The sequence below is a fragment of the Streptomyces sp. URMC 126 genome (genome assembly GCF_051386555.1).
In the GTDB taxonomy this organism is placed as follows: Bacteria; Actinomycetota; Actinomycetes; order Streptomycetales; family Streptomycetaceae; genus Streptomyces.
This window is the reverse complement of record NZ_JBPQTX010001116.1, coordinates 1-252: the sequence shown is the minus strand read 5'-3', so window position 1 is coordinate 252 and position 252 is coordinate 1. Positions and strand designations below refer to the sequence as shown.

Genomic DNA, 252 nt, shown 5'->3' with positions numbered 1-252 from the left:
CAAGCAGGAGCACAAGGAGTCCGACGGCAACCCGCAGATCAAGAGCAAGATCCGCCAGAAGCAGCGCGAGATCGCCGACCGTGCCAGCGTCAACGCCGTGCCGCGCGCCGACTTCGTGGTCACCAACCCCACGCACTATGCCGTGGCGCTGCGCTACGACGAAAAGACCATGGCCGCCCCGCAGGTCATCTCCAAGGGCACGGACCTGGTGGCCCTGAAGATCCGCGAGGTCGCGGGCGCCCACAAGATACC

1 protein-coding gene is annotated in these 252 nt (G+C 66.3%); it reads left to right on the top strand.

Annotation, left to right across the window (positions count from 1 at the left end; all coding sequences use genetic code 11):
- Positions 1-252 (top strand): EscU/YscU/HrcU family type III secretion system export apparatus switch protein (locus ACSNOK_RS35310; protein WP_436784771.1); only part of this gene is annotated, 252 nt, incomplete at both ends.